Raw genomic sequence first — 4938 nt, 5'->3', positions numbered from 1 at the left:
CCTCGTCCAGTGTCGAGGCGTCCTCCTCCGACACCAGCCCGGCCTCCCGGGCCGCCGCCAGCGCCTCCCGCGTCCGCGTCGTCCGCAGCCCCGCCACCTCGGCCCCGTGCCGCAGTTGCAGCAACTGCACCGTCCACTCCACATCGGACAGCCCACCCGGCCCCAGCTTGGTGTGCAGCTTGGGGTCGGCCCCCCGCGGCAGCCGCTCGGACTCCATCCGCGCCTTCAGCCGCCGGATCTCCCGCACCCCCTCCTCAGCGAGCCCACCGCGCGGGAACCGCAGCGGATCGATCAGCTCGATGAACCGCCGCCCCAGATCCTCGTCCCCCGCCATCGGCTCCGCCCGCAGCAGGGCCTGCGACTCCCACACCAGCGACCACCGCCGGTAGTACGCCTCGTACGACTTCAGCGTGCGCACCAGCGGCCCGGACTTCCCCTCGGGCCGCAGATCCGCGTCGATCAGCAGCGCCGGATCCGCACTCGGGATCTGCAGCAGCCGCCGCATCTCGGCGACCACCCGGTTCGCCGCCTGCGCCGCCTCCCGTTCCTCGACCCCGTCCCGTGGCTCGTGCACGAACAGCACGTCCGCGTCCGACCCGTAGCCCAGCTCGTGCCCGCCGAACCGCCCCATGCCGATGACCGCGAACCGGGTGGGCAGAGTGTCCCCCCACCCGTCGCGCACCACCGCCCGCAGCGTGCCGGCCAGCGTCGCCGCCGTCAGGTCCGACACCGCGCCGCCCACGAGGTCCACCAGGGCTCCCTCGTCGGCCTCGGCGGGCTGGGCCTCCGTGCCGTAGGAGCCGACGATGTCGGCGGCGGCGGTACGGAACAGCTCCCGCCGCCGCACCCCGCGTGCCGCCGTGACTCCCTGCTCGGCGCTCTCGGCCCGCCCGACGGCGGCGAGGATCTCCTGCTGGAGCTGGTCCCGTCCGCGCGGCGCGAGACCGCCCCCGTCACCGCCCGCGTCGCCGAGCAGCGCCACCGCCTCCGGAGCCCGCATCAGCAGGTCGGGGGCGAGCCGCCCGGCCGAGAGCACCCGGGCGAGGTTCTCCGCGGCGGCCCCCTCGTCCCGCAGCAGCCGCAGATACCAGGGCGTCTTGCCGAGCGCGTCCGACACCTTGCGGAAGTTCAGCAGCCCCGCGTCCGGATCGGCGGAGTCCGCGAACCACCCCAGCAGCACGGGCAGCAGGGTCCGCTGGATGGCCGCCTTCCGCGTCACACCGGACGCCAGCGCCTCCAGATGCCGAAGCGCAGCCGCGGGATCGGCGTACCCGAGCGCGACCAGCCGCTCCCGGGCGGCCTCGGCACTCAACCGCGCCTCGCCCGGTGCCAGTTGGGCGACGGCATCGAGCAGCGGCCGGTAGAAGAGCTTCTCGTGCAGGCGCCGTACGACGCCGGTGTGCCGCTTCCACTCGCGGGTGAGCTCGGCGACGGGGTCGGCGCGCAGCCCCATGGACCGCCCGAGGCGGCGCAGGTCGGCCTCGTCCTCGGGCAGCAGGTGGGTGCGGCGCAGCCGGAAGAGCTGGATGCGGTGTTCCAGCAGGCGCAGGAAGCGGTAGGACTCGCCGAGCTGCACGGCGTCCTCGCGACCGACGTAGCCACCCGCGGCGAGCGCCGGCAGCGCGTCCAGCGTGGTCCCGCTCCGCAGCGAGGCGTCCGTCCGCCCGTGCACCAGTTGCAGCAGCTGGACGGCGAACTCGACGTCCCGCAAGCCGCCCGGGCCGAGTTTGAGCTCGCGCTCGACCTCGGAGACGGGGATGTTCTCCACGACCCGCCGGCGCATCTTCTGCACGTCGGCGACGAAGTTCTCCCGCTCGGCGGCCTGCCAGACCATCGGGTCGAGGGCGGCGATGTACCGCGCGCCGAGTTCGGCGTCCCCGGCGACCGGACGCGCCTTGAGTAGCGCCTGGAACTCCCAGGTCTTGGCCCATCGCTGGTAGTAGGCGACATGGCTGCTCAGCGTCCGCACCAGCGGACCGTTCCTGCCCTCGGGCCGCAGATTGGCGTCGACGGGCCAGATGCTGCCCTCCACGGTCGTCTCGGAGCAGATCCGCATCATGTGCGAGGCGAGCCGGGTGGCGGCGCGCAGCGCCACGTGCTCGTCCCCGTCCTCGACGGCCTCGCCGACGAAGATGACGTCGACGTCCGAGACGTAGTTCAGCTCGTGCCCGCCGCACTTGCCCATCGCGATCACCGCGAGCCGGCACAGACCGGCGTCCTCGGGAGCGGCGGCGCGGGCGATGCGGAGCGCGGCGCGCAGGGTGGCGGTGGCGAGGTCGGCGAGCTCGGCGGCGGTCTCGGCGACGCCGGTGGTGCCGCACACGTCCCGGGCGGCGATGGAGAGCAGGCAGCGGCGGTAGGCGACGCGCAGGGCGATGGGGTCGTCGGCGTCCGCGAGCCCCCGCTCGAACTCCTCCACTCCCGGGTGCAGGTCCTGCGGCTCGTAGGTGACGAGCGCGTGCCAGTCGCCGGCGTGCCGGGCGAGGTGGTCGCCGAGCGCGGCGGACGCGCCGAGCACACCGAGCAGCCGGTCGCGCAGTGGCTTGGCCGCTATGAGCGTGTCGAGCAGTTCCCGCCGGGCGGTCGGAGAGGGCTGCGCCTCCAGCAGCGCGACGAGCCCGCGCAGCGCCAGGTCCGGGTCGGCGGTCGCGCCGAGCGCCTCCAGCAGCACCGGATCGGTCCTTATCGGCGCGAGCTCGGGGCTGTCCAGGAGCCGCTCGGCGGCGGAGGCATCGGTGAAGCCGTGCCGCAGCAGCCGAGTGAAGGTACTGCTCCTGCGTCCCGGCGCCGTCATCCCGGCCTCCCGTCGGGTCGTCGGATCAAGGTCGTCCTGGCCTGAGCCTAGCCGCAGCGACCGGCCCCGGCTGCCGCGACGACGGCGACTTTCGCCGGCGTGGCACCCACCACTGCCACCAACCCGACGACACGCGCCCCGCACACGGCGCCGCCGCCCCCTTCGGCCGACCCGGGCCGTCGGCGCACCCGACCGCCCGGCGGCAGCAGTTCACCCGGTCTTCATCCTCCGGGCCGTGCGGCGTGGGACGGGAGCACTTTGGCGTGTGCATGATCTCTGCGCACCGCCGACCCCTTCTCCCACCGGAGGTTGATGTGTCCGGCAGTTCCTTGTTCCGACGCGGCCGCGCCGCCCTTGCGTCCACCGTCGCCCTCGCGGCCGCCGCCGTCGGTCTGTGGTCCGGCCTGGCCGGCTCTTCGTCCGCACAGGCCGCGACCGGGGTGCCGACCCCGGACCACGTGGTCGTCGTGGTCTTCGAGAACCACGCCTACAGTCAGGTGATCGGCTCCTCCAGCGCCCCGTACATCAACTCGCTGAAGTCCGGGGGCGCCAACCTCACCCAGTCCTACGCCATCACCCACCCGAGCCAGCCGAACTACTTCGCCCTCTTCTCGGGCTCCACCCAGGGCATCACCGACGACAGCTGCTACACCCCCGGCTTCTCCTCGGCCCCCAACCTCGCCTCGGAGCAGCTCGCCGCGGGCCGCACCTGGGCCAGCTACAACGAGACGCTGCCCAGCCAGGGCTCGACCACGTGCAGCAGCGGCACCTACGCCCGCAAGCACAACCCGTGGTTCGGCTTCAGCAACGTACCGACGTCGTCCGCGAAGACCTTCGCGCAGTTCCCGACGGACTACTCGACTCTCCCCCAGCTGTCGTTCGTGGTCCCCAACCTGTGCAGCGACATGCACGACTGCTCGGTGTCGACGGGTGACACCTGGCTGAAGAACAACCTCGGCGCGTACGCGACCTGGGCGAAGACCCACAACAGCCTGCTCGTCGTCACCTTCGACGAGGACAACAAGCTCAGCGGCAACCGCATCCCGACCGTCCTGTACGGCCAGCCGGTCGCCCCCGGATCGAGCAGTTCCACGACGTACAACCACTACGACCTACTGCGCACCCTGGAGGACACGCAGGGCCTGACCACGCACGCGGGCAACGCGGCCTCCGCCCACGACATCACCGGCGTCTGGGCGTCCTGACGTGTACGTAGCGGACAGCCGCGCGAGCACCCCGGGCGCTCCGGGGGCCCCTGACGCGCCGGTGTCCGCGGAGGGCGCCGCCCGGCCTCGTTCCGGGCGGCGCCGTGCCGCGGTCGCCCCCACGGTCCTCGCCCTCGGCACGGTCAGCCTGATCACCGACGTGTCGTCGGAGATGGTGACGGCGGTGCTGCCGCTGTACCTGGTGGCGGGCCTGGGCCTGTCCCCGCTGGGATTCGGCCTGCTCGACGGTGTCTACAACGGCTTCTCGGCGCTCGTCCGCCTGGCCGGAGGCCACCTCGCCGACCGGGGCGGGGGCCGCCACAAGTGGGTGGCGGGCCTCGGCTACGGCATCTCGGCCCTGTGCAAGCCGCTGCTGCTCCTCGCCCACTCCCTCACGCCCATCGGCCTGATCCTGGCCGCCGACCGCACCGGAAAGGGCCTGCGCACGGCACCCCGCGACGCGCTGATCTCCCTGTCCAGCACGCCGCAGTCGCGCGGGCGCGCCTTCGGCGTCCACCGCGCGATGGACACGACGGGTGCGCTGCTCGGACCCCTGGTGGCGTTCTGGATCCTGCGGGCGACCGTGGACGGCTACGACGCGGTGTTCACGGTGAGCTTCTGCGTCGCGGCGGTGGCGGTGCTGGTACTGGCCCTGTTCGTACCGGGAGGCGCACCGGAAGCGTCCGTACCGGAAGGGCCCGTACCGGAGGCGTCGGTACAGGAAACGTCTGTAGCGGAAGCATCGGTACCGGAAGCCGGCCCGACGGAGGACGCGCCGCGAGCGCTCCCGGCCCCGCACCCCGCCCCGCGTCCCACCCCACGCCCCACGCTGCGCGCCGCCCTCGCCCTGCTCCGCCACCGCGACCTGCGCCGTATCACCGTCTGCGCCGTCCTGCTGGGCCTGGCCACGGTCAGCGACTCCTTCGTCTACCTCCTGCT

The 4938-nt window shown here is 73.3% G+C and carries 3 protein-coding genes; 2 read left to right on the top strand and 1 reads right to left on the bottom strand.

Annotation, left to right across the window (positions count from 1 at the left end; all coding sequences use genetic code 11):
- Positions 1-2794: bifunctional [glutamine synthetase] adenylyltransferase/[glutamine synthetase]-adenylyl-L-tyrosine phosphorylase (locus tag BZY54_RS41010; RefSeq protein WP_086730453.1), on the bottom strand; the 2794-nt coding region annotated here is incomplete at its 3' end.
- 314 nt (positions 2795-3108) lie between these two features.
- Here BZY54_RS41010 and BZY54_RS41005 point away from each other — a divergent pair.
- Together BZY54_RS41005 and BZY54_RS41000 are read left to right on the top strand one after the other, a co-directional pair.
- Positions 3109-3999 carry an alkaline phosphatase family protein gene (locus tag BZY54_RS41005; protein WP_086730452.1) on the top strand — a complete coding sequence of 297 codons (891 nt, stop codon included), beginning with the start codon at positions 3109-3111 and terminating at the stop codon, positions 3997-3999.
- A gap of 1 nt (position 4000) precedes the next feature.
- On the top strand, positions 4001-4938 hold a 938-nt coding region (locus BZY54_RS41000), incomplete at its 3' end, for an MFS transporter (protein WP_143668242.1).

The organism is Streptomyces carpinensis, from assembly GCF_002154505.1.
In the GTDB taxonomy this organism is placed as follows: domain Bacteria; phylum Actinomycetota; class Actinomycetes; order Streptomycetales; family Streptomycetaceae; genus Streptomyces; species Streptomyces carpinensis.
Note: the sequence above shows the minus strand (reverse complement) of the source record. Positions and strands in the feature narration are given on the sequence as shown.